Source organism: uncultured Lamprocystis sp. (assembly GCF_903933125.1).
Taxonomy (GTDB): domain Bacteria; phylum Pseudomonadota; class Gammaproteobacteria; order Chromatiales; family Chromatiaceae; genus Thiodictyon.
In genome coordinates this window covers 19,967-44,174 of the sequence record NZ_CAIZIZ010000144.1, presented here as the reverse complement: position 1 = coordinate 44,174, position 24,208 = coordinate 19,967, and the positions used below count along the sequence as shown (strand labels likewise).

Below are 24,208 nucleotides of genomic sequence, written 5' to 3'. Positions count from 1 at the left end.
GCTCAGCAGCCCGACAATCGGCAGGCCGCTGCGCGGGCCTGAGATGCTGCCTGAAAACACAAAGACAAAGAAGGTAACAGCCAGGGGGATCGAGCCGAGCACCACCTGGAGCCAAAAACCGATCTTCCCCAAACGGGAAAAAGTCTTGGCCAGACCCTCGATCTTTGCGCCATGCAGACCCTCAACGATTCGCGTGAACATACTCATGACTGATACCTTGGCCGCGTTGCGGTCCGGCTGGGGGGAGTGATGGAAGCAGCGCCGGGAGGCCCCGGTCGGGATCTTCCGAACGGTTTCGGTGGAAATTGGGCGAAGACAAAAAAAAGAAACCCCGTAGTCCGCGAGCGGGCTACGGGGTAATCGCCTCCCCGGCTTGGCCGGCCGGGAATTAGGAGCCGCTGTCGGGGGGATCAGCGGCTCCGAGCATTGATGGCTTGATGGATGAGAGCGCCGAATTCCGACAGAGTTCCTCTGCTGTTGGCGGCTGTTCGTCAAATTTTTTCGACCGTTCATCGGGTCAATGGGCCTGATCCCAGTTCTCGCCGATGCCGATGTCCACGACCAGCGGGACGGCGAGGTCGGCGGCGCCTTCCATGGCGGTGCGGATACGCGCGGCGGCGGTGCCCAGAGTTTCTTCGGCGACCTCGAACACGAGCTCGTCGTGAACCTGCATGATCATGCGCACCGCGGGGCGTTCGGTTTCGATCCAGTGGTCGACGGTGATCATGGCGCGTTTGATGATGTCGGCCGCGGTGCCTTGCATGGGGGCGTTGATGGCGGTGCGCTCGGCGGCGGCGCGGCGCGCCTGATTGCTGTGGCCGATCTCGGGAAGATGGAGGCGGCGGCCGAAGACGGTTTCGACATAGCGGTCGGTGCGCGCCTGGGCGCGGATGTTGTCCATGAAAGCGCGCACCCCCGGATAGCGGCGGAAGTAGAGGTTCACATAGTCCTGGGCGGCACCGCGCTCGATGCCGAGCTGGCGGGCCAGGCCGAAGGCCGACATGCCGTAGATCAGTCCGAAGTTGATGGCTTTGGCCGAGCGGCGCTGATCAGTGGTGACCTGATCCGGGGGAATGCCCATCACCTCGGCGGCGGTGGCGCGGTGGATGTCCTGGCCGCCGGCGAAGGCGGCAAGCAGGCGTTCATCGCCGGACAGGTGGGCCATGATGCGCAATTCGATCTGTGAGTAGTCGGCGGCCAGGATGTGGTAGCCCGGCTCGGCGATGAAGGCGCGGCGGATGCGCCGACCCTCCTCGGTGCGGATCGGGATGTTCTGCAGGTTGGGGTCGGTGGAGGAGAGCCGGCCGGTCGCCGCCACGGCCTGGTGATAGGAGGTGTGGACGCGGCCGGTGTCGGGGTCGATCTGCTGCGGAAGCTTGTCGGTATAGGTCGAGCGCAGCTTGGACAGCCCGCGGTGTTCCAGGATCAGCTTGGGTAGTTCGTGCCCGTCCGCCGCGAGTTGCTCCAAAACCTCCTCGCCGGTGGACGGGGCGCCGGTGGGGGTCTTGGCGATCACCGGGAGCTTGAGTTCGGTGAAGAAGATCTCGCCGATCTGCTTGGGTGAGCCCAGGTTGAAGCGGCGTCCGGCGCTCTCATAGGCGCGCAACTCCAGCGCGTGGATGCGCGCCGCCAGTTGTTGGCTCTGTTCGGCCAGCAGGTCGGAGTCGATGCGCACGCCGGTGCGCTCGATGCGCGACAGCACCGGGATCAGCGGGACTTCGATCTCTTGGTAGAGCAGCGCCAGGCGGCCGGTGCTTTCCAGCCGCGGCCACAGCGCCTGGTGCAGACGCAGGGTGATGTCGGCGTCCTCGGCCGCGTAGTGGGCGGCCGGTTCCAGGGGGATCTGGTCGAAGCTGAGCTGTTTGGCGCCTTTGCCGGCGATCTGCTCGAATTGGACGGTGTCATAGTCCAGGTATTTCTTGGCCAGCGCATCCATGTTGTGACGGGTGGCGGTGCTGTCGAGGACATAGCTCTCCAGCATGGTGTCATGGGCGATGCCCAGCAGGTTGACGCCGTGGCGGGCGAGGATGCTCATGTCGAACTTGAGGTTCTGGCCGACCTTCGGGCGGCGCGGATCCTCCAGCAGCGGCTTGAGGCGTTCGAGAACCTGCTCGCGGGGCAACTGATCCGGTGCGCCGGGGTAGACATGGGCGACCGGCACATAGGCGGCGCGGCCGGGCTCGATGCAGAAGGAGAGCCCAACCAGTTCGGCGCGCATGTAGTCGAGACCGGTGGTCTCGGTGTCGAAGGCGAAGAGGTCGGCCGCGGTGAGGCGCTCGATCCAGGCGTCCAGTGCGGTGGTGGTGAGTACGGTCTCGTAATCCGCGGTCGGGCCGGCGAACGCGGCGGGCGCGTCCGGGCCGCTGTCGGCCGGAACATCGTTCAGGGTGGCCAGGAGCCGGCGTGCGTCCAGCCGCTCGAACCAGGTGCGCAAGGCGGCGTTGTCCGGCGCCGTGGGTTTAAGGTCGGTCGGCCCCCATTCCAGGGCGACATCGCGCTTGATGCTGGTCAGGCGGCGGGCGAGCGGCAGTTGGTCGAGCACTTGGCGCAGGTTTTCGCCGACCTTGCCCGACACCCGGTCGGCGTTGGTGATGACGCCGTCCAGATCGCCGTAGTCCTGGAGCCATTTAACGGCGGTTTTCGGACCGCACTTAGGAACACCAGGAATATTGTCGGCGGTATCGCCAACCAGGCTCAGATAGTCGATGATCCGCTCCGGGGGCACGCCGAACTTGGCGATGACCCCGGCACGGTCGAGCAGGGTGTCGGTCATGGTGTTGACCAGGGTGATCTGCGCGTCGACCAGTTGCGCCAGATCCTTGTCCGCGGTGGAGATCAGGGTCGGGATGCCTTGCGCGGCGGCCTGAGTGGCCAGGGTGCCGATCACGTCGTCCGCCTCGACATCGGGGATGACCAGCAGCGGCAGCCCCATGGCGCGGACGACGGCCTGCAATGGTTCGATCTGGGCGCGCAGTTCATCCGGCATCGGCGGCCGCTGGGCCTTGTAGGCGGGGAAGATCTGGTCGCGGAAAGTCTGGCCGGGGGCGTCGAAGACCACGCCGATGAACTCCGGGCGCTGCGCCTCGATCAGCTTGCGCAGCATGGCGAGCACGCCCACGACGGCGCCGGTGGGTTCGCCCCGGGCGTTGGTCAGCTTGGGCAGGGCGTGATAGGCGCGGAACAGATAGCCTGAACCGTCGATCAACAGGAGGGGATATTTGGCGGCCATGGACGCAGTCCTCGCGGGTTAAGATACAACGGTAGCATGGCGGTCGCGTGTTGGGCAGTCGCGCGCATGCCCAGCGACGCGGCCGTGTCAGCGCGTCTGACCGGACAGGAGTCGCCCCGATGCAACCGCGCCAGGCGCGATCGGCCTCGGCGATGCGGAAAAAGAAGCGATTATTCGCTGAATAGCAGACCTGGGCGACACTCCGCGAATGATTGACGGCCTAACATCCATCAAAGATCTTCATCCCTAATCGTCGACTGGTTACAGATGCGCAGTATCTGTCTGATCTTGGCGGCCGTGATGGCGTACACCGTCGCCGCGCCCTCTGACGGTGCCCCGGCGGCTACGGTGCCGGAGGGCAAACGTGTGCCCGCGGACGAGTTCTGGTCGGATGAGCCGCAACTGCTGATCACCGCCGTCACGCTTGACCCGGAGACGCGGCGGCTGACCATCAATGGCCAGAACTTCGGCGGTCACCGTCTGCCGACGGTCAAGCTGGATTCGCTTTTCCTGAGCCTGTCCCGCTCCACCGATAACATGCTGGTCACCGACCCGCTGCCGCAGGTACTGGATGTCGGCACCCATCTGGTGACGGTGGTGGCGGGTAACGACCGGACCCGCTTTGATGTCTACAATCTGATCATCGGCCAACCATCCGCGGCGGTCACGCGCCCGGCGCCCGTCCGGCAGAATCAGATCCAGGTTCTGGATTCGGCCGGGGATGTGGGCTGGCACACCGCGACCGCGGTGGGCGCCGACGGCAATCCCCTGGTTGCCTATCTCGACTACACCAAGCGCGACCTGAAGTTCATCCAGTGTCGGACTCCGGCGTGCGGCAGCGCGAGCCCGCGCGTGCTCGATAGCGATGGAGATCAGGGTTGGTGCAACGCGGTGGTGGTCGGGGCCGATGGCCTGCCGCGCATCGCGTATTTCGATAATACCCTCAAGGATCTGAAGTTCGCACGCTGTCGCGACCCGGAGTGCCGCGACTTCCAGCCGCGGTCGATCGATACCGAAGGTCAGGTCGGTCAGCATATTTCACTGCTGCTGGGAAGCGACGGGTTGCCGGTGATCAGTTATTACGACAAGACCCGCGGCGATCTGAAGGTGGCCCATTGCGGTGATCCGGACTGCGCGGAGGTCACCCTTTCGATCGTGGACAGCGTGGGTAACGTGGGCTGGTACGGCAGCATGGCCATCAGTGCCAAGGGCTACCCGATCATCAGTTATTTCGACGTGACGCGGCGCGACCTCAAGGTGGCTCATTGTGAGAACACCGCCTGTTCGTCCGCGACCATCACGGTGCTGGATACCGGCGGTGTGGGTCTGGGAACCGGCATCATCGTACCTGGCGACGGACTGCCGTTCATCGTCTATTGGGATTTCTTCAATGATGACCTCAAACTCGCACGCTGCACCAACCCGGAGTGCACCAAGGCACAGTTGCGGGTCATCGACAGCACCGGAGCGGTCGGTTCCAACGCCGCCATTGCCCTGGGCCGCGACGGCAATCCCATCATCAGCTATCACGACCACACCAACAGTGACCTCAAGATCGCTTACTGCGAAGACCCTGGCTGTGCCCGTGTGCGGATCTCCGCCCCGGACACCGACGGGTCCGTGGGGTGGCATATCAGCATCGCCATCGGTGCCGATGGACTGCCGATCGTGAGCTATTACGACGAGACCAATGGGAATCTCAAGTTTCTGTACTGCGGCAATCCGGCCTGCGGCGGGACCGAGGAGTAGAGACCAGGCCGTCGCAGGAGTCCAATGCTTCAGCCTTGGCCCGGGATTATTGATAGCCAGGCAGCCCCCGGTGATGGGGCGCCAAGGCTGAAGCCTTGGACTCCTTGGCTTCGTCAGGCCGCCAGGCCCAGGTCATTCCACAATCGCAGCGTCGGACCGGACTGATTCATGGTGTAGAAGTGCAGACCCGGCGCGCCGCCGGCCAGCAGGTTGCGGCATAGGCGCAGGACAACTTCATGTCCGAAGGCGCGCACCGCGTCCAGATCGTCCCCGCAGCCTTCCAGCCGACGCCGTGCCCAGCGCGGGATTTCGGCGCCGCAGGCATCGGAGAAGCGGGCCAGTTGGGTGTAGTTGGTAATCGGCATGATGCCCGGGATGATGGGGATCGCGATGCCCTGGGCGCGGGCGTTGTCGACGAAGCCGAAATAGGCGTCGGCGTTGTAGAAGTACTGGGTGATGGCGGAATCGGCCCCGGCATCGACCTTGTGTTTGAAGTGTTGCAGATCTTGCGCCGGGTTGGCTGCCTGGGGATGGTACTCGGGGTAGGCGGCGACCTCGATATGGAAGGTCGTGCCGCGCTCGGCGCGGATGAATTCGACGAGTTCATTGGCGTAGCGGAAGGCCCCGGCGGTACCGGTTCCGGTGCCGGAAGGCAGGTCGCCGCGCAGCGCGACGATGCGGTGAATTCCCTGCGTGTGATAGCGATCGAGGATGGCGCGGACCTCGTCCGGGTTCGAGCCGATGCAAGCGAGGTGCGGGGCGGTTTCGATACCCTGGCCGCGCAGCCAGGCGACGGTCTCGAAGGTACCGTCGCGGGTGGAGCCGCCGGCGCCGTAGGTGACTGAGAAATACTCAGGACCGACGGCGTTGAGTTCCGCAATCGCGCCCTTGAGTTTCTCCATACCCTCGGGGGTCTTGGGCGGGAAGAGTTCGAAACTGAACGAGGGTTTGGAGCCGGTTGGCGAGGACATACGTGGAGAGCCTCCAGCCGCCGACCGCCAGCCGCCGACTCGGGATCAGGGGTGAAACCCTGAGCCCCGCGTGGCTGCGGGTGGCCGGCGGTTAAGCGATCGGTGGTGCCAGTTCCAGCTGCGGCCGACCGGGCCGTGCGGCCCGTCGGCGGCTGGCGGCGTTGCCTCAGTACCGGTAGTGCTCGGGCTTGTAAGGCCCGTTCACCGGTATCCCAAGATAGTCCGCCTGTGTCTTGGAGAGCGTCGTGAGCTTGGCGCCGATCTTGCCCAAGTGCAGCCGCGCGACTTCCTCGTCCAACTGCTTGGGGAGGATATAGACCCCGACCGGATACTTCTCGGTGTGGGCGTAGATCTCGATCTGCGCCAGCACCTGGTTGGTGAAGCTGTTGGACATGACGAAGCTCGGGTGCCCGGTGCCGCAGCCCAGATTCACCAGACGCCCTTCGGCCAGCAGAATGATCCGCTTGCCGTCCGGGAAGATGATGTGGTCAACCTGCGGCTTGATGTTCTCCCACTCGTACTTGGCAATGCCGGCGATGTCGATCTCGTTGTCGAAGTGACCGATGTTGCAGACGATCGCCTGGTCCTTCATGGCGGCCATGTGATCGTGGGTGATGATGCCCAGGTTGCCGGTGGCGGTGACGAAGATGTCGGCGAGTGGCGCGGCTTCCTCCATGGTGACGACGCGGAAGCCCTCCATCGCGGCCTGCAGGGCGCAGATCGGATCGATTTCGGAAATCCAGACAGTGGCACCCAGACCGCGCAGCGACTGCGCGCTGCCCTTGCCGACGTCGCCGTAGCCGCAGACCATGGCGATCTTGCCGGCGATCATCACGTCGGTGGCGCGCTTGATGCCGTCCACCAGCGACTCACGGCAGCCGTAGAGGTTGTCGAACTTGGACTTGGTGACCGAGTCGTTGACGTTCATGGCGGGGAAGAGGAGGTTCCCGGCCTTGGCCATCTCATAGAGACGATGCACTCCGGTGGTGGTCTCCTCGGTCACGCCCTTGATCGCCTCGGCCAGATGGTGCCAGTGGCGCGGATCGCGCTGGAAGGTGCGGGAGAGCACGCCGAGGATGGCGGTCCATTCCTCGTTGTCGTCCGCGGTGGGGGCGGGGACGCGCCCGGCCTTTTCGAATTCCACGCCTTTATGGACCAGCAGCGTCGCATCGCCGCCGTCGTCCAGGATCATGTTGGGGCCGCCGCCGTCAGGCCAGTTGACCACCTGCTCGGTGCACCACCAGTAGTCTTCCAGACTCTCACCCTTCCAGGCGTAGACCGGCACGCCGGCCGCGGCGATGGCGGCGGCGGCGTGATCCTGGGTGGAGAAAATGTTGCAGGAAGCCCAGCGGACCTGGGCGCCGAGTTGGACCAGGGTCTCGATCAGCACCGCGGTCTGGATGGTCATGTGCAGGCTGCCGGTGATGCGCGCCCCGGTCAGCGGTTTGGACTGACCGTATTTCTTGCGCAGGGCCATCAGGCCCGGCATCTCGGTCTCGGCGATGCGCATTTCCTTGCGGCCCCAATCGGCCAGGGACATGTCCGCCACTTTGTAGTCGGTGAACTCACTCATGGGTTTAAGCTCCAGTGTTAAACGTGAGTGAGCGCCGTTGTCAGAGTCGACCCGGCCGCCGAGCCTGGCCTGGGACCGCCAGGTCCCAGGTCGCAACGCTCCTCGGTGGCGAGGTGTTGGAAAAATGTCAATCCGCAAATGGACGCTAATCAGCGCAATTCAAGTCTGGGCTTGTCATCCGACACCCGCTGGTGGCGACGTCGTGACGGTAAGCGGCTGCTGGGCAATTCCCGGGAGTACATGTCCCGACTGCGCAGGTCCGCAAAATCCGCAGGGTTGTCGGGGCGACTGTAGGGGCGACTTAAGTCGCCCCTACACCTCGGCAGATCCTTTCCCGAAAATCACCCTACCGCCCCGTATCTCTCTATGGGGTTTCGTTGCGACCGCCTTAGATTCCTGCCGCCGCGCGCAGCGCCTCGGCCTTGTCGGTGCGCTCCCAGGAGAAACCCGGCTCGGTGCGTCCGAAGTGACCATAGGCGGCGGTGGTGCGGTACTTGATCAGGTCGCGGTTGCCCAGATCGAGCATGCGGATGATACCGTAGGGCCGCAGATCGAAGTGTTCGCGGATCAGCTCGATGATCCGGTGTTCGCTGACATTGGCGGTGCCGAAGGTGTCGATCGAGACCGAGGTCGGCTCGGCGACGCCGATCGCATAGGAGACTTGGATCTCGCACTTGTCGGCCAGGCCCGCGGCAACGATGTTCTTGGCGACATAACGCCCGGCGTAAGCCGCCGAGCGGTCGACCTTGGATGGGTCCTTGCCGGAGAAGGCGCCGCCGCCATGCCGGGCCATACCGCCGTAGGTGTCGACGATGATTTTGCGTCCGGTCAAGCCGCAGTCGCCGACGGGGCCGCCGATGACGAACTTGCCGGTCGGGTTGATGTGGTACTGCGTCTCGCCCTTGAGCCAGCCGGTCTCACTCAGTACGGGCTTGATAATCTCTTCCATCACCGCTTCGTGGAGCATTTCCTGGCTGACGTCGGGGCTGTGCTGGGTGGAGAGCACGACGGCCTGGACCGCTACCGGCCGGCCATCCTGGTAGCGGAAGGTAACCTGAGACTTGGCGTCCGGGCGTAGCCAGGGCAGGGTGCCGTTCTTGCGTACCTCGGCCTGGCGCTTGCACAGTCGATGGGCGTAGTCGATCGGCGCCGGCATCAACAGGTCGGTCTCGTTGGTTGCGTAGCCGAACATGAGCCCCTGGTCGCCGGCCCCCTGTGCTTCCTCGGTCTCCCGGTCCACGCCCTGATTAATGTCTTTGGATTGCTCGCCGAGGGCGACCAGTACACCGCAGGTGTGACCGTCGAAGCCGACCTCCGAGTTGTCGTAGCCGATCTCGTTGACGACCTGGCGCACGACCCGCTCGTAGTCGATCTTGAGGTCCGCGTCAGTGAGGGTAATCTCTCCGGCCAGCATGACGAAGCCAGTCTTCACCAGGGTCTCGCAGGCCACCCGGGCCTTAGTATGGTTAGGGTCGCGCCGGTAGATCTCGTCGAGCACCGCGTCGGAGATCTGGTCAGCCATCTTGTCAGGGTGGCCTTCGGAAACGGACTCGGAGGTGAAGATGTAGTCTTTGCTCATTGGCTTGAAACTGGTGTGGGGTGCTGTGGTACTGACATTCAGCCGATTATGATAACGGTTAGCCGATGCAGATTCCAGCCCGGCGAACTTGGAAATGTGCCTGCCTGATCGGCAACAACCGCCGAATGATGCATTGAAGGCGCATCGCGGCTGCCATTTTGTCCCTCGGGTGGCTTATGCTTGTCGCCAAATCGGGCCGTCCGGTCTGGGCGTCGTGCGTTTTGCGCTCGGGCGACGGGGAGTTCAAGTGCATTTCACTCAAGAGATCATCGAGGGTCTGACTCAGGGCGTGGCGGTTTACCGACCGACCGCCGATGGTCAGGATTTTTTGCTGACTTACCTCAATCCAGCGGCGGCTCGCCTGGTGCGCCGCGACCCTGCCGAACTGATCGGGCAGACACTGCGCGAGGCCTTCCCCGGTGCGGCAGCCATGGGGTTGCTGAAGTTGTTGCGGCAGGTCCAGTCCACCGGCGAGCCCGGGCTGCTCGAAGCCAGCCGGTATCAGGACGATCACTTGGAGTTGTGGGCCGCCAACCGGGTGTTCCGCCTGGCTTCGGGGGAACTGGCGACAGTATTCGAGGATCAATCCTCGCGGGTGGCGGCGGATCGCGCCCAAGTGTCCATCCGCAACCGCTACCAGTCGGTCTTCGAGAACAGCCTGATCGGCATCTTCACGGTGAATCGCGAGCGGGTGATCGAAGAGATCAATCAGCGCGCCTGTGAGATCTTCGGTTTTAGCGTCGAGGAGGCGGTCGGCAGTTCGGTCGCGCTGCTGCATTGCTCCCCCGAACATTACCGGCGCTTCGGCGTCCAGTTCTTTGCACAGGTCGGCGAGGCGGGCGTCGTCAATATCCGCTTTCCCATGCGGCGCGCGGATGGCTCGGTGTTCCCGGCCGAGTTGTCCGGCAAGCCGCTGAACGGCCACGATCTGGGCAGCGGGGTGGTCTGGGTGATCGCCGACCTGTCCGAGGCGCAGGCGGTCGAGGCGGCGCTGCGCGAGAGCGAGGGGCGTTACGCCCTGGCCGTGGCCGGTGCGAACGACGGTCTGTGGGATTGGAAGGTTCCCGAGGATCAGGTGTACTACTCGCCGCGCTGGAAGGCGATACTGGGCTATGACGATGCGGAGCTTCCCAGCCGCTTCGAGGAATGGCGCACGCGGGTGCACCCCGACGATTTGGCGGGTGCGCTGGCGGCTATCGATGCCCATCTGCGGGGCGCCATCGATCACCTCGACATCGAGTTCCGGATGCGCCACAAGGACGGCACCTGGCGTTGGATCCTGGCGCGTGCCGCCTGCGTGCGCGATGCCGACGGCCGGCCTCTGCGCATGGCCGGGTCCCACACGGATATCACCGAACGCAAGCGCGTTGCCGATCAGCTCCGGGAGAATGAGCGCCGCCTGCATGCGGTCTTCACCGCCGTGCAGACCGGGATCGCCATCATCGATCTGGAGGCGCACCGCGTCGTCGACGCCAACGACAAGGCATCTGAAATTTTGGGGATCGACCGTCAGGCGCTGGTGGGTACGCGCTGCTACGAGCATTTCTGCACCGACCCGCTCGCCTGTCCCTTCCTGTCCGACCTTCACCAGCGCAGGCAGAGCGAGATCAGCCTGCGTGGTCTTGATGGGCGCGCGATCACCGTGCTGAAGAGCGGGGTCGCTCTGGATTTGAACGGGCGGCGCCTGCTGGTGGAGAGTTTCGTTGATATCACGGAACGCAAGCGGGCCGAGCAGGAGCTGCGTGCCGCCAAGGAACAGGCGGAGCAGGCAGCCTTGGTCAAGAGCGAGTTCATGGCCAAGATGAGCCACGAGATCCGCACGCCCATGAACTCGATCATCGGCATGACCAAGCTCACCCTGGATAGCGATCTGGACGCCGAGCAGCGGGAGAACCTGGAGATCGTGGAGGCTTCGGCCGAGGCCCTGCTGTCGCTGATCGACGACGTGCTGGATTTCTCCAAGATCGAAGCCGGCCAGGTCGAACTGGAGGCGGTGGACTTCGAACTGGCCGCGGTGGTCGAGGACGTGATGGACAGCTTCGGCTACCGCGCCGCCCAGAAGGGAGTCGAGCTTGTTCACCTGATCGAGCAGGCGGTGCCGGCCAATTTGTGTGGGGACCCCAGCGGCTTGCGCCAGATTCTGGTCAACCTGATCGGCAATGCACTCAAGTTCACCGAGACGGGCGAAGTCCTGCTCGAAGTGACTCCGGCGGCTCAGGATGGTCCGGGCCTGATGCTGCGCTTCACGGTTACCGACACCGGCGTTGGCGTGCCGGTGGACAGGCGCGCTGCCATTTTCGAGGCCTTCGTCCAGGCCGACAACACGACGCGCCGTCGTTATGAGGGAACCGGGCTGGGCCTCACCATCAGTCGCCAGTTGGTGCGGATGATGGGCGGGGAGATCGGGCTGGAGGATCGTCCGGAGGGGGGGAGTCGGTTCTGGTTCACGGCGCGTTTCGGGTCGGCCGAGGCGCCGGTCGTGCCGACGGAGGGAGCGGCCGCCGTGCTCGCGGGGGCGCACTGTCTGATCGTCGACGACAATCGCGCCAATCGGTTGGTGCTGGAGCGGACCCTGAGTGCCTGGTCCTGCCGCGCCGTCGCGGTGACCGGCGGGCGGGACGCGCTGGCCGAGTTGAAGCGGGCGGCCGCGGCGGGGACGCCCTATGATCTGGTGCTCCTGGACATGATGATGCCGGATCTGGACGGCGAGGAGACCGCCCGCCTGATTCAGGCCGATCCCGCCAGCGGCCGGCCGCGGGTCATCGTGCTGACCTCGGTCGGTCATCGCGGGGAGGCGCAGCGTCTGGCCGGTCAGGGTGTCGTTGGCTGTTTGCTCAAACCCATCCGTCGCGCCCTGCTCTTTGAGACATTGACCCAGGCCATGCAGCGGGTGCCCGCGTTGGGGACGGCCGGGAGCGTGCCGCCGGCGCTCGCCGGGCCCGTGCGTGCGGGCCGCGATACCAGTCTCGCCGGGTTACACGTCCTGCTGGCCGAGGATAAACCTTTCAACCAGCGTCTGGCGGTCCAACTCCTGGCCCGGCGCGGGGTCCTGGTCACCACGGTGGATGACGGTTGGCAGGCGCTGGAGATTCACGCGTCGGTGCCCTTCGATCTGATCCTGATGGACGTGCAGATGCCGGTCATGGACGGTTTTGACGCCACCCGCGCGATCCGGGAGCGGGAGTCCGCCACGGCCGTCGGCCAGCCGGGGCGGCCCCGGCGTCGCACACCGATCATCGCGATGACCGCGCATGCGCTGAAGGGTGATCGCGAGCGCTGTCTGGCCGCCGGCATGGACGACTACCTGACCAAGCCCATTGATGCCGAGCGGCTTTGCGAGAAGGTCCGCCTGTGGTCAGGGCGCTCGGAGGGGGTGCCGTCGCCGGTGTCCGCGGGGATCGAGACGCCATCGCCGGGGGCGGCGGTGGCGCCGATGCATCCGGACAGCGCCGTGGCCATTGAGCGGATCGCGGCGGCCTTCGGCGACGATCCGTCGGGCCTGGCGGGACTGGTCGCACTTTTCATCGAAGATGCCGAGCGGGATCTGGCGGCGCTGGAGGCGGCCGTGACGGTCGGCGATGCCGCCACCATCGTGCGGCTTGCACACTCGCTCAAGGGGCTGATCCGTAACGTCGGATTGAGCGAGTTGGGTGAGCTGTTCAGCCGCCTCGAGGGACTGGGCGCCGGTGGTGTCGACGGGACGGTCGAGGCCCTGGTGACACGGGCCGCCCGGCGTATCGACGCCCTGCTTGCCGGGTTGCGCGCGTATCTGGACGGGGCGCCGTCATGAAGATCCTGGTGGTTGAAGATCAGCGCTTCACCCGGCGTATGCTGGTGCGCTTTCTGACCAACGCGGGCTACGCGGTGGAGGAGGCGCAGGACGGCTGCGAGGCCATGGAGGTGCTGGCCCGCGAACCGATCCGGTTTGTCATCACCGACTGGATGATGCCTTGTATGAGCGGACTGGAACTGATCCGCGCCATCCGCGGGCGCAGCCTCGACCGCTGGGTCTATGTGATCCTGTTGACCGCCCGCGACGAGAAGTCGGGTATTGTCGAAGCGCTGGACGCGGGTGCGGACGACTTCATCCACAAACCCTTCGATAACGAGGAACTGGCGGTGCGCATCCGCGCCGGACAGCGCATTATCGAACTCACCGAGCGGCTGGAACGCCTGGCGATGACCGACCCCCTCACCGGGCTGCTGAATCGGCGCGGGCTGCAAGAAACGCTGGCGCAAAGCGGTTCGGCGGACGCACCGCTCGGATGTGTGGTGGCGGATATCGACCACTTCAAACGAATCAACGATGCCCGCGGGCACGATCGCGGCGATCTGGTGCTCAAGCAGATCGCCGAGCTGCTGCGTGGGCTGTTCGAACCTGACGGGATCGTCGCTCGCGTGGGCGGTGAGGAATTCTGGCTGTTGTTGCGCAACGGCACCCCGGCCGAGTTGTGCGAGCGGGTCGAGCGGGCCCGCTCGATCATCGCCGCGACCGTCCTGACCGATGGGGGCGGTGACCCCTTGAACCTGACTTTGAGCTTCGGCATCACCGCTGTCCCCGCGCTTCAGGGGCGCGATATCACGACGCTGTTCAAGATTGCGGATGGCGCCCTTTATGCATCCAAACAGAATGGGCGCAATCGTGTGACCTGCGCCGCACCTGATGCGTGCCCCTGAGGGTGCCCGGTGCGCTTTCAGGTTCAGTACCGGAAATACTGCTATGCTGATTCACACAGTCGGGGCAACGAATTTCGAGCCGGCGCAGACCCGTCGTGCAGCCGATTCGACGCCGGCCGGACTGCCAACCGCTTCCCGGGGTTTCCGGCAATGGCCGGTCCCAGTCGACCATAGGTGCAAGATATGACTTCCAGACCCTTATTGCTCGCGGCCGTCCTCTCGGCGTGCTGGGTTCCGGCCATCGCCGCGGACGCACCGGTACCTGGCTTGGGTGAGGTGTTCGAGGCCCACGAACAGGCACTCGACGCCCACGACCTGGCCGGCGTGATGAAGCTGTATGCCCCGGGCGAGACGACCGTGGTCATGGGTACTATCCCCGCCGAGCGCTGGGTCGGCACGACGCAGATCGAGGAGGCGTACCGGAATTTCTTCGCGGACTTCGACGCCGGCACCCTGAAGCGCAGTTGCCCCTGGGTGATCAGCGACAGCAGCGGCGATGTCGGCTGGCTCACGGCCACCTGCGATTATCAGGACTCGCTGAAGGGTGCACCCCGCACCTTTGCATTGAATGTCTCGGCGCTCCTCCAGAGACTGGACGGGGCCTGGAAGCTGCGCACCATGCACTACTCCAATCCGACTCCGCCTTAGAAGCCAATCGGGAGTCCAATTGTGAGGCCAACAGAAGTCCGTTGCGGAGAACCGAGATGAGTGATAAGCCTGTAACCGTGCCCGATCCCGACCTGGATCACCTCGACGAACCAGGCCGTCGGGACTTCCTGATCGGCCTGGGTCGCTGGTCGAAGATCGCGATCGGTGTCGCGGTCTTTGGCGGTATGGCCGGGGGCGGGACGGACGCCGAGGCCGGCTGGATCAATCGCCGCGGCGGTGGTGGCGGTTGGGTCAATGGGGGCGGCGGCGGTGGCTGGATCAATGGCGGGGGCGGCGGTTGGATCAACCGCCGGGGTGGTGGCGGCGGCAGTTGGATCAACCGGCGCTGATCGTCGCGGCTCGGACTGACCTGGGTTTTGTCCTGGTCTCCGACTCGATGGTGCCGCCACGGTCATGATCGCCGTTGCGGCCACCGCGATCATCCGGTCGAACGGCGGCACCGGACGCGATCCTGAAGGGGCTGGTCATGATGGTCCACAACATCCCCGCGGCCCTGTTTCGCGCCTTTCCCGATCGCCCCGTCATTGTGCGCGCCGCTGCCGGCGGGCAGTTGCGGGCCGCATTCGGGGCTGAGATCCCCGACGGGGTCGCGTTCGTGCAACTCACCGCCCTCACCGGGGACCTGGCACCGCTTGCGGACTGGGGCGACGGGCTGGCGGTCGATCTGGTCATGGCCGATCCCGAGGCTGAGTTGCCCTTGCTCTACCGCTGCACGCCCTTGTTGGCACGCCATCCCGTGCGCGTGACCATTCCCTGGCTTCCGGGTCTGGCCCGGGCCGTCAAGCTGGCGGTCTCACTGGGCTTTGCGGTCCGTCTGGTCGGTTCTCAGCCGTCTGCGGCAACAGTCGAAGAGGCGCGGCAGGCACTCGACATGTTCCTGCATAACCCCACCGTGGCCCAGCCCGTGGAGCCGTTTCACGGGTTGCTCATCGCGTTCCTCCACCAGACGCCGGTCGATCTCTGGGACTTGCTGGAGCGCGATCCGGCACAGATCCGCGTCCTGGACGAGCGCGGTGAACCGCTGTCCGATCAGGGGCCTGAGTCCCTGTCCGGCTTCCGTGAATCGCTGCGCGCTGCCGCCGCCGAGTGTTGCGCGTGTCCGTGGCTCGCCTCCTGCGGCGGCTATTTCAAGTGGCCACGGATCGATTTTGCCTGCGACGGCGTCAAGCGGTTGTTCGCGGATCTCGATGCCGCCGCCGCCGAACTGCGCCAGAGTCTGGCGGCCTATGCCGCGGAGCGGGACGGGTCCGGCGATGGGGTCTAGGGTCTTCTCGCTGATCCTGCTGCCGACGCTGCGGTGCAATGCCGCTTGCGACTATTGCTTCGAGGACAAGGACGGGAGCTGGATCACCCTGGACCGTCTGCCGGTGCTGATCGGCAAAGTCTTGGATCATCTGGTCGCCAAGGGCATCGCCGAACTCCAGATCCATTGGCAGGGCGGCGAGGTCATGACGTTGCCGCCGTCCTGGTTCTCCCAGGCGCATGATCTGATCGACGCCGCCGCAGCCGCGCGCGGGCGGACGGTAATCCATGCGCTGCAGACCAACATGATCGGCTACAGCCCGGCCTGGGACGGCGTGATCCGTGCGATGTTCGACAACAGCGTCAGCACCTCGCTGGACTATCCCAATCACTACCGACATCGGCGGGGGCGGGACCCGGCCGACTATGACCGGATTTTGCAGCGTAACGTCCGCCTGGCCCGTTCCGCCGGGATCGAGGTCCAGGTCATCGCGGTGGCGAACCCCGCCACCCTGGAGATCGGTGCCGAGCGCTTTTACCGCTATTTCGTCGAAGCACTCGGGGTCGACAGTTTCCAGGTCAACACGCCTTTTCCGGGGGGGCAAGCCAACGCGGTCAAACGGCTGTTACCCCTGGAGACCGAGGCGCTGGTGCGTTTTTTCATCGAACTGGCAAACGTCTGGCTGGAGCGCGGCGAGGCCGATGGCGTCCGGGTCGGCCCGTTCGACGAATTGCTGCGGTATTTCAGCGGCGCTCATGCGGTCCTTCCCTGTATCTGGACCGACGACTGCACCAACCATCTGGTCGCCATCGACCCGCACGGCCATGTGGCCCAATGCGACTGCTGGGTCACGAGTTACCCCGAGCACCGGTTCGGTAACCTGTTCGCCGATGCGGACCTGGGGACGCTGCTGGCCGGAAGCCCCGCCAGGGAGCGTTTCCGTCAACGCCCCGCAGCCTTACTGCAGGGCGACTGCATCGCCTGCGACTACCTGGCGCTCTGCCACGGCGGATGCCCGGTGCGGGCCTTCACCGTCCATGGCACCCTGTTCGAGAAGGACCCTTACTGCGCGCTCTATCGGGCACTGTTCGCGCACATGAACGCCGCCGCGGTGCGCCGCGCCCGGCTTCGGCCGGAACATCCAAAAACGCAGTAGGGCGGCCGTCACACCACACCGCGACCCCGTGGGAGCGGCCTCCGGCCGCGATGGGGCCTCGCGAATGAGCGAGCATCGGGCGCTGACCGCGGCACCTCATCGCGGCCGGAGGCCGCTCCCACGGGAGACTGTTGCAGTGCCGCGCGCACGGGGTTTGGAATCCCGATCAATTTGGTTACCATGGGGAACCTGGGTCGCCCGGCCCCGACCGTCACTTCAAGAGCCCGGAGGACTGCCATGGCTTCACTGCAAACCCCAGTCTGTGACTTTGGCGCTGCCGCGCCTGATTTCTCACTCCCCGGCGTGGACGGCCGGATCTGGACCCGCGACCAGTGCAAAGGTGAGCGTGGGTTGCTGGTGATGTTCATCTGCAACCATTGTCCTTACGTCAAGGCCGTGCGCGAGCGTATCGTGCGGGACGTCCGGGAGCTTCAGGCGCTTGGCATCGGCTGTGTCGGGATCATGTCCAACGATCCCGCCGACTACCCGGAAGACGGGTTTGAGAACATGCGGCAGGTGGCCGAGACCTTCGGTTATCCCTTCCCCTACCTGTTCGACGAGACGCAGGCGGTCGCCCGTGCTTATGGCGCGGTGTGCACCCCGGATTTTTTTGGTTACAACGCGGACCTGGGTCTGCAGTACCGCGGGCGGCTCGACGAGAGCCGCAAGGAAGCCGCGCCCGCCGGGGTGCGGCGGGACCTGTTCGAGGCGATGCGGGAGGTCGCCGCAACCGGGCGCGGACCCGCCGATCAAATCCCGAGTATGGGATGCTCGATCAAGTGGAAGACCTGATGCCGGCGCGGCACGCGCGCCCGCCTGTCGCGCTGATTCCAAAATTCGCCATGATCTTTGTCAATATTGAATATTCTGATATGATGAATCGTCTTGTGCCGGCATCAATTTGTTTTGATGTTCCGGATACGGCCTTTCGGTCACAATACCGGGCCGCTGGAAAGGTCGCCGTTGAGTCCGCTCGGCGATAGGTCATCCCGTTTTGGCCCGTGGGCCGCGAACGGGCAGGCCCGGCGTCGGTCGCGGCCGAGCGCCCGGCCTCAGACTTCCCGCACTGCGCCACCCGCATTCGTGCCGTCGCCCCCGACCTGTCGGGTCGGGGGCGACGGGCCGCATAATTTAATGAGTCAGCTTACAACGATCAGGAGGGGCCATGTCCTCACGCAGAGAACTCGCTAACGCCATCCGCGCGCTCAGCATGGATGCGGTCCAGAAGGCCAATTCCGGCCACCCCGGCGCACCCATGGGCATGGCGGACATCGCCGAGGTTCTGTGGAACGACTTTATGAAGCACAATCCGGGCAACCCGCATTGGGCTGACCGCGACCGCTTCGTGCTCTCCAACGGGCACGGCTCCATGCTGATTTACTCACTGCTGCACCTGACCGGTTACGGGCTCGGCATCGAGGACCTGAAGCAGTTCCGCCAACTGCACTCCAAGACCCCCGGTCATCCGGAGTACGGCTACGCCCCCGGCGTGGAGACCACCACCGGTCCCCTGGGTCAGGGCATCACCAACGCGGTGGGAATGGCCCTGGCGGAGAAAATCCTGGCAGGCCAGTTCAACAAGCCGGGGCATACGATCGTCGATCACCACACCTACTGTTTCCTGGGTGACGGCTGTCTGATGGAAGGCATCTCCCATGAGGCGTGCTCGCTGGCCGGCGCCCTGGGGCTCGGCAAGCTGATCGCGGTCTACGACGACAACAACATCTCCATCGACGGTGAGGTGCGCGGCCACGGCACCACCCCCGCCTGGTTCCTGGACAACACTCCCAAGCGCTTCGAGGCGTACGGCTGGCATGTCATCCCCAAGGTGGACGGGCACGACGCCGAAGCCGTGAAGGCGGCCATCGAAGAGGCGCGGGCGGTCGAGGATCGGCCCTCACTGATCTGTTGTCAGACCATCATCGGTTTCGGCTCGCCCAACAAGCAGGGTAAGGAAGAATGCCACGGCGCGGCCCTGGGCGACGCTGAGATTGCCTTGACCCGCGAGGCCTTAGGGTGGCCCTATGCGCCTTTCGAAATCCCGGCCGACATCTATGCCGGCTGGTCCGCCAAGGAGAGCGGCGCCAAGGCCGAGGCGGAGTGGAACACGCGGCTCGATGCGTATGCCGCCGCCCATCCGGCGGAGGCTGCCGCATTCAAGCGCCGCATGGCCGGTGAACTGCCCGCCGACTGGAATGAGCAGGCCAACGCCTTTATCGCCGCTGTCGTCGAGAAGGCCGAGACCATCGCCTCACGCAAAGCCTCGCAGAACGCCCTGAACGGCTTCGGCCCGCTGCTGCCCGAGTTTCTGGGCGGTTCGGCTGATCTCGCCGGCTCCAACCTGACCCTGTGGAAGGGCTGCAAGGGCGTGAGCAAGACCGATGCCTCGGGCAACTATGTCTATTACGGCGTGCGCGAGTTCGGCATGTCGGCCATCATGAACGGCCTGGTGCTGCACGGCGGTTTCATCCCCTACGGCGCCACCTTCCTGATGTTCTCCGAGTATGCCCGCAATGCGCTGCGCATGGCGGCACTGATGAAGATCCCAACGATCTTCGTCTATACGCATGACTCCATTGGTCTGGGCGAAGACGGCCCCACCCATCAGCCGGTGGAGCAGATCCCGACGCTGCGCATGATCCCCAACATGAGCGTCTGGCGCCCCTGCGACGCTGTGGAGTCTGCGGTCTCCTGGAAGCTTGCCATCGAGCGGCGCAGCGGGCCCTCCTGCCTGATCTTCTCGCGTCAGAACCTGGCCCACATGGCGCGGACCCCGGCCCAAGTGGCCGATATCGCCCGCGGCGGTTATGTGCTGCGCGACTGCGCCGGCACCCCGGACGCCATCCTGATCGCCACCGGCTCCGAGGTGGAGTTGGCGGTGAAGGCAGCCGAGGCCATGACCGACAAGAAAGTCCGGGTCGTTTCCATGCCCAGCACCAACGCCTTCGACGCCCAGGACGCCGCCTACAAGGAATCCGTACTGCCCAAGGCCGTGACCGCGCGGGTGGCCGTGGAGGCCGCGGTGACCGACGGCTGGTGGAAATATGTCGGCTCCAACGGCGCCGTGGTCGGCATCGACCGCTTCGGCGAGTCCGCGCCGGCCGGTGCGCTGTTCAAGGAATTCGGTTTCACCGTAGACAATGTGGTTGCCACGGTCCGGCGCGTCCTCTAACCTCACCCCCTTTGCGGCCGGGCTCTAAGCCGCAGGCCTGGGGCTTATAGCCGTCGGACGTAATAACCGGACGTAGAGGCGGGTTTCAAACCCGCCCCTACACCAAGGGTCTGCCTGGATATCCGGTAAGGCTATAGTCGCACGATTTACTCAGCCCCGTCCGTCGGCGGGGCACGATTTTTACCACTCCACAGGAGAGACTGCATGACAATCAAAGTTGGCATCAACGGCTTCGGTCGTATCGGGCGTATGGTTTTCCGCGCCATTTCCAAGGACTTCCCCGGCATCGAGGTCGTCGGCATCAACGACCTGCTGGACCCCGAGTACCTGGCCTACATGCTCAAGTACGACTCGGTCCATGGTAATTTCCCCGGCGACATCTCGGTCGATGGCCACACCATGATCGTCAACGGCAAGTCCATCCGCCTGACCGCGGAAAAGGATCCGGCCAACCTGAAGTGGAGCGACATCGGAGCGGACCTCGTCATCGAGTCCACCGGCTTCTTCCTCACCGAAGAAAGCTGCCAGAAGCACATCGCCGCCGGCGCCAAGAAGGTGGTGCAGTCCGCCCCCTCCAAGGACAGCACTCCGATGTTCGTCTACGGCGTCAACCACAAGACGTACGCCGGTCAGGCCATCATCTCCGGCGCGTCCTGCACCACCAACTGCCTGGCTCCAGTCGCTAAGGTCCTGCATGACAACTGGGGGATCAAGCGCGGTCTGATGACCACGGTTCATGCCGCCACCGCCACCCAGAAGACCGTCGACGGCCCGTCCTCCAAGGACTGGCGCGGCGGCCGCGGCATCCTGGAGAACATCATCCCGTCCTCCACCGGTGCGGCCAAGGCCGTCGGCGTGGTGCTGCCTGAACTCAACGGCAAACTGACCGGCATGGCGCTGCGCGTTCCGACCTCCGACGTCTCGGTGGTCGACCTTACCGTCGAGCTGAACAAGGGCGCCTCCTACCAGGAAATCTGCGCCGCCATGAAAGCCGCCTCCGAGTCAGGCGATCTCAAGGGCGTGCTCGGCTACACCGAGGAAAAGGTGGTCTCCACCGATTTCCGCGGCTGCGGCACCCCGTCGATCTTCGACGTCGGCGCCGGCATCGCGCTGGACCCCACCTTCGTCAAGGTCGTCTCCTGGTACGACAACGAGTACGGCTACACCTGCAACATGCTGCGCCTGGTCGAGCACGTCGCAAAGTAACGTAGGGTGGGTTAGGCGCGCCGGAACAAGGTTTGGGATCTGCTCCGAGTTCCGCGCGCGCCGTAACCCGCCGATTCGGGTTAGGCGCGCCGGAACCAGGCTTGGGGTTAGCTCCAAGTCCTGTGCGCGCCGTAACCCACCACCGGCACGGACGTCCCGGCCTGATCGCGGAGCACCTCGCGCGCTCTGCGACCAGGCCGGAGAGTCCTCCGGAAAGCCCCGCGGCTTTCCAGATGGCTCGATTCACCACCAAATAAGAGGGTTGCCCCCATGTCCTTCATCAAGCTCACCGACCTGGACCTCGCCGGCAAGCGGGTGCTGATCCGTTCCGACCTGAACGTCCCGGTCAAGAACGGCAAGGTCACCTCGGATGCCCGCATTACCGCCTCCCTGCCCACCTTCGAGCACTGCATCAAGGCCGGCGCCAAGGTCATGGTGATGTCCCATCTGGGCCGGCCGGAGGAGGGCGTCTTCTCCGAGGCGGATTCGCTCAAGCCCGTGGCCGATGACCTGGCGGTGAAGCTCGGCAAGCCGGTGCGCCTGATTCGTGACTATTTCGAGCATGCGCCGGAGGTCGCGAACGGCGAACTGGTCATGCTCGATAACGTCCGCTTCAACAAGGGCGAAGGTAAGGACAACGAGGAACTGGCCAAGAAATACGCCGCCCTGTGCGATGTCTTCGTCATGGACGCCTTCGGCACCGCGCATCGCGCCCAAGCCTCCACCCACGGCGTCGGCAAGTTCGCGCCGACCGCCTGCGCCGGCTTGCTGCTGGCCGAGGAACTGGATGCACTGAAGAAAGCCCTGGCCAATCCGGCCCGGCCCATGGTCGCCATCGTCGGCGGCTCCAAAGTCTCCACCAAGCTCACGGTGCTCGAAGCCCTGTCGGAGAAGGTCGACCAACTCGTGGTCGGCGGCGGCATCGCCAACACTTTCCTGGCGGCGACTGGTCACAACATCGGTCATTCACTGTGCGAGCATGACCTGATCCCCACGGCCAAGGCGCTGATCGAAAAGATGACGGCACGCGGCGCCACCATCCCGATCGCGGTCGACGTGGTCACCGGCAAGAACTTCGCTGAGACCGAGCCGGCCGTCACCAAGGACGCCAACGACGTGGTCGACGATGACATGATCTTCGATATCGGCCCCAAGTCCGCCCAGCAGTTGGCCGACATCATTGCCAAGGCCGGGACCATCGTGTGGAACGGGCCGGTCGGCGTTTTCGAGTTCGACCAGTTCGGCGGCGGCACCAAGACCATCGCCATGGCCATTGCCAATGCCGCGGGCTTCAGCCTGGCGGGCGGCGGCGACACCATCGCGGCCATCCAGAAGTACGACATTTACGACAAGGTGTCCTACATCTCCACCGCGGGCGGCGCCTTCCTGGAGTACCTGGAGGGCAAGACGCTGCCGGCGGTGGCAATGCTCGAAGCGCGGGCCAAGGGCTGAGCGCGGCGCGCCGGGGGGGCATGACCATGCGCATACCCAGACGTACCAAGATCGTCGCGACCCTGGGGCCGGCCACGGATCCGCCGGCCATGATGGACGCAATGATCGCCGCTGGTGTCGATGTGGTGCGGCTCAATTGCTCCCACGACACCCATGAGCGTCACCGCGAGCGGGTGGCCCTGGTGCGCGAGCGGGCCGCGGCGGCCGGCCAGGAGATCGCGATCCTGCTGGATCTGCAGGGACCGAAAATCCGTATCGGCCGCTTCAAAGACGGGCCGATCGACCTGGCGCTGGGCGACGCCTTCGCCATCGATACCGCCTGTCCGCTCACCGAGGGCGACCGCACCCGGGTCGGCACCACCTATGCGACCCTGGCGGATGACGTCTACCCGGACGATACCCTGTTACTGGACGATGGGGCGATCGAACTATGGGTCGAATCGGTCAGCAGCGGACGCATCAACTGCACGGTCGTGGCCGGCGGCAAGCTCTCCAACAACAAAGGCATCAACAAGAAGGGCGGTGGTCTTTCCGCCCCGGCACTGACCGAGAAGGACGAAGCCGACATCCGTCTTGCCGCCGAACTGGGTGCGGACTACCTGGCGGTCTCGTTCGTGCGCAACGCCGCCGATGTGCAGCTTGCACGCGAGCTGTTTCAGGCGTCCGGCGGCCGCGGCGGCATCGTCGCCAAGATCGAGCGGGCGGAGTCGCTCAACGCGGTGGACGAGATCATCCAGGCGGCGGATGTCATCATGGTCGCCCGCGGCGATCTGGGCGTGGAGATCGGCGATGCCAAGCTGCCCGCGGTGCAGAAGCACCTGATCAGCCGCGCCCGCGTACTCAACACCGTGGTGATCACCGCCACCCAGATGATGCAGTCCATGATCGACAACCCCATCCCGACGCGGGCCGAGGTGTTCGACGTGGCGAACGCGGTGCTGGACGGCACCGACGCGGTGATGCTCTCGGCCGAGTCATCCATCGGCAGGGACCCGGCCCGGGTGGTGGAAGCACTGGACCGCATCTGCACCGAGGCCGAGCGGCACGTCACCCGCTCCGGGCATCGCATCGACACGGTGTTCGGCCGGGTCGACGAGGCCATCGCCATGGCCACCATGTACACGGCCAATCACCTGGGCGTCAAGGCGATCGCGGCCTTGACCGAGACCGGCTCCACCGTGAAATGGATGTCCCGCATCAGTTCCGGCATCCCCATCCTGGCGATGGCCCGCAATGCCGAGACCCGCCGTAAGGTGCGGATCTTCCGCGGGGTCTACCCGGTTAGTTTCGAGCTGGCGAGCAAGGACGTGAACGAACTGAACATGGAGGTCGTCGAGGAACTGCTGCGGCGCGGCACCGTGCGCAACGGCGACCTGGTCATCATCACCAAGGGTGACCGTTCCGGTGTCGGAAGCCAGACCAACATCATGAAGATCATGCGGGTCGGCGAACACAAATTGCTGGTACGGGACTAGCTCGGCCCGACGAACCCCCGAATCCAACCCTAACCCACCTTTCCACCAAGAACGAGG

The 24,208-nt window shown here is 65.0% G+C and carries 18 protein-coding genes and 1 riboswitch; of the genes, 13 read left to right on the top strand and 5 right to left on the bottom strand.

All coding sequences use genetic code 11. The annotated features are described in order from the left end of the window. A partial coding sequence (locus QZY03_RS07090) for a DUF3611 family protein (RefSeq protein WP_295579534.1) occupies positions 1 to 207 on the bottom strand: 207 nt, incomplete at its 3' end. Between the two features lie 310 nt (positions 208 to 517). Next, positions 518 to 3,229, bottom strand: a complete 2,712-nt coding sequence (gene polA, locus QZY03_RS07085; protein ID WP_295579532.1) for a DNA polymerase I — start codon at positions 3,227 to 3,229, stop codon at positions 518 to 520. A 267-nt stretch (positions 3,230 to 3,496) separates the two neighbouring features. Here polA and QZY03_RS07080 point away from each other — a divergent pair, with 267 nt between their 5' ends. Then, on the top strand, positions 3,497 to 4,978 hold the full coding sequence (locus QZY03_RS07080) for a hypothetical protein (protein WP_295579530.1): 1,482 nt from the start codon (positions 3,497 to 3,499) through the stop codon (positions 4,976 to 4,978). A gap of 113 nt (positions 4,979 to 5,091) precedes the next feature. On the opposite strand, the gene metF is transcribed toward QZY03_RS07080, so the two are convergent. The 3 genes from metF to metK all read right to left on the bottom strand — a co-directional run bounded on the left by metF (position 5,092) and on the right by metK (position 9,101). Next, entirely contained in the window at positions 5,092 to 5,949 is an 858-nt protein-coding gene (metF, locus tag QZY03_RS07075; RefSeq protein ID WP_295579528.1) for a methylenetetrahydrofolate reductase [NAD(P)H], read from the bottom strand. A gap of 166 nt (positions 5,950 to 6,115) precedes the next feature. Continuing rightward, positions 6,116 to 7,522, bottom strand: coding sequence for an adenosylhomocysteinase (ahcY, locus tag QZY03_RS07070; RefSeq protein WP_295579526.1), 1,407 nt, complete (start codon positions 7,520 to 7,522; stop codon positions 6,116 to 6,118). Between the two features lie 22 nt (positions 7,523 to 7,544). Further along, positions 7,545 to 7,632, bottom strand: a riboswitch (S-adenosyl-L-homocysteine riboswitch). Between the two features lie 278 nt (positions 7,633 to 7,910). Continuing rightward, entirely contained in the window at positions 7,911 to 9,101 is a 1,191-nt protein-coding gene (gene metK, locus QZY03_RS07065) for a methionine adenosyltransferase (protein WP_295579523.1), read from the bottom strand. Between the two features lie 247 nt (positions 9,102 to 9,348). On the opposite strand from metK, the gene QZY03_RS07060 reads away from it, so the two are divergent. The 12 genes from QZY03_RS07060 to pyk all read left to right on the top strand — a co-directional run bounded on the left by QZY03_RS07060 (position 9,349) and on the right by pyk (position 24,151). Beyond that, entirely contained in the window at positions 9,349 to 12,891 is a 3,543-nt protein-coding gene (locus tag QZY03_RS07060) for a response regulator (RefSeq protein ID WP_295579521.1), read from the top strand. Continuing rightward, positions 12,888 to 13,778, top strand: coding sequence for a diguanylate cyclase (locus tag QZY03_RS07055; RefSeq protein ID WP_295579519.1), 891 nt, complete (start codon positions 12,888 to 12,890; stop codon positions 13,776 to 13,778). The genes QZY03_RS07060 and QZY03_RS07055 overlap by 4 nt, the downstream gene beginning before the upstream one ends. Before the next feature lie 183 nt (positions 13,779 to 13,961). Continuing rightward, the gene (locus QZY03_RS07050; protein ID WP_295579517.1) at positions 13,962 to 14,426 is read left to right on the top strand and encodes a nuclear transport factor 2 family protein; all 465 of its coding nucleotides are present in this window, start codon (positions 13,962 to 13,964) and stop codon (positions 14,424 to 14,426) included. A gap of 56 nt (positions 14,427 to 14,482) precedes the next feature. Beyond that, positions 14,483 to 14,776 carry a hypothetical protein gene (locus tag QZY03_RS07045; protein WP_295579515.1) on the top strand — a complete coding sequence of 98 codons (294 nt, stop codon included), beginning with the start codon at positions 14,483 to 14,485 and terminating at the stop codon, positions 14,774 to 14,776. 137 nt (positions 14,777 to 14,913) lie between these two features. Further along, positions 14,914 to 15,711 carry a hypothetical protein gene (locus QZY03_RS07040; protein ID WP_295579513.1) on the top strand — a complete coding sequence of 266 codons (798 nt, stop codon included), beginning with the start codon at positions 14,914 to 14,916 and terminating at the stop codon, positions 15,709 to 15,711. After that, the gene (locus QZY03_RS07035; RefSeq protein WP_295579511.1) at positions 15,701 to 16,846 is read left to right on the top strand and encodes a radical SAM protein; all 1,146 of its coding nucleotides are present in this window, start codon (positions 15,701 to 15,703) and stop codon (positions 16,844 to 16,846) included. The genes QZY03_RS07040 and QZY03_RS07035 overlap by 11 nt, the downstream gene beginning before the upstream one ends. Positions 16,847 to 17,083: 237 nt before the next feature. Beyond that, positions 17,084 to 17,638, top strand: coding sequence for a thioredoxin family protein (locus QZY03_RS07030; protein ID WP_295579508.1), 555 nt, complete (start codon positions 17,084 to 17,086; stop codon positions 17,636 to 17,638). Next, a complete protein-coding gene (locus QZY03_RS07025) occupies positions 17,614 to 17,829 on the top strand; it encodes a hypothetical protein (protein ID WP_295579506.1) in 216 nt (71 codons plus the stop codon). Before QZY03_RS07030 ends, QZY03_RS07025 begins: the two co-directional genes overlap by 25 nt. A gap of 182 nt (positions 17,830 to 18,011) precedes the next feature. Further along, entirely contained in the window at positions 18,012 to 20,018 is a 2,007-nt protein-coding gene (gene tkt, locus QZY03_RS07020; RefSeq protein ID WP_295579505.1) for a transketolase, read from the top strand. Positions 20,019 to 20,222: 204 nt separating this feature from the next. Further along, positions 20,223 to 21,224, top strand: a complete 1,002-nt coding sequence (gene gap / locus QZY03_RS07015; protein WP_295579503.1) for a type I glyceraldehyde-3-phosphate dehydrogenase — start codon at positions 20,223 to 20,225, stop codon at positions 21,222 to 21,224. 270 nt (positions 21,225 to 21,494) lie between these two features. Beyond that, complete coding sequence (locus QZY03_RS07010; RefSeq protein WP_295579501.1) at positions 21,495 to 22,676, top strand: phosphoglycerate kinase; 1,182 nt, start codon at positions 21,495 to 21,497, stop codon at positions 22,674 to 22,676. A gap of 32 nt (positions 22,677 to 22,708) precedes the next feature. Next, entirely contained in the window at positions 22,709 to 24,151 is a 1,443-nt protein-coding gene (pyk, locus tag QZY03_RS07005) for a pyruvate kinase (RefSeq protein WP_295579537.1), read from the top strand. The last annotated feature ends 57 nt before the right edge of the window (positions 24,152 to 24,208 follow it).

Bases quoted from the DNA above. Each gene is read 5' to 3' on its own strand.
- QZY03_RS07045 (WP_295579515.1), top strand. From the start codon at position 14,483: ATGAGTGATAAGCCTGTAACCGTGCCCGATCCCGACCTGGATCACCTC.
- QZY03_RS07035 (WP_295579511.1), top strand. From the start codon at position 15,701: ATGGGGTCTAGGGTCTTCTCGCTGATCCTGCTGCCGACGCTGCGGTGC.
- QZY03_RS07025 (WP_295579506.1), top strand. From the start codon at position 17,614: ATGCTCGATCAAGTGGAAGACCTGATGCCGGCGCGGCACGCGCGCCCG.
- ahcY (WP_295579526.1), bottom strand. From the start codon at position 7,522: ATGAGTGAGTTCACCGACTACAAAGTGGCGGACATGTCCCTGGCCGAT.
- QZY03_RS07010 (WP_295579501.1), top strand. From the start codon at position 21,495: ATGTCCTTCATCAAGCTCACCGACCTGGACCTCGCCGGCAAGCGGGTG.
- metF (WP_295579528.1), bottom strand. From the start codon at position 5,949: ATGTCCTCGCCAACCGGCTCCAAACCCTCGTTCAGTTTCGAACTCTTC.
- polA (WP_295579532.1), bottom strand. From the start codon at position 3,229: ATGGCCGCCAAATATCCCCTCCTGTTGATCGACGGTTCAGGCTATCTG.
- QZY03_RS07050 (WP_295579517.1), top strand. From the start codon at position 13,962: ATGACTTCCAGACCCTTATTGCTCGCGGCCGTCCTCTCGGCGTGCTGG.
- tkt (WP_295579505.1), top strand. From the start codon at position 18,012: ATGTCCTCACGCAGAGAACTCGCTAACGCCATCCGCGCGCTCAGCATG.
- QZY03_RS07080 (WP_295579530.1), top strand. From the start codon at position 3,497: ATGCGCAGTATCTGTCTGATCTTGGCGGCCGTGATGGCGTACACCGTC.
- metK (WP_295579523.1), bottom strand. From the start codon at position 9,101: ATGAGCAAAGACTACATCTTCACCTCCGAGTCCGTTTCCGAAGGCCAC.
- QZY03_RS07055 (WP_295579519.1), top strand. From the start codon at position 12,888: ATGAAGATCCTGGTGGTTGAAGATCAGCGCTTCACCCGGCGTATGCTG.
- QZY03_RS07040 (WP_295579513.1), top strand. From the start codon at position 14,914: ATGATGGTCCACAACATCCCCGCGGCCCTGTTTCGCGCCTTTCCCGAT.
- gap (WP_295579503.1), top strand. From the start codon at position 20,223: ATGACAATCAAAGTTGGCATCAACGGCTTCGGTCGTATCGGGCGTATG.
- QZY03_RS07030 (WP_295579508.1), top strand. From the start codon at position 17,084: ATGGCTTCACTGCAAACCCCAGTCTGTGACTTTGGCGCTGCCGCGCCT.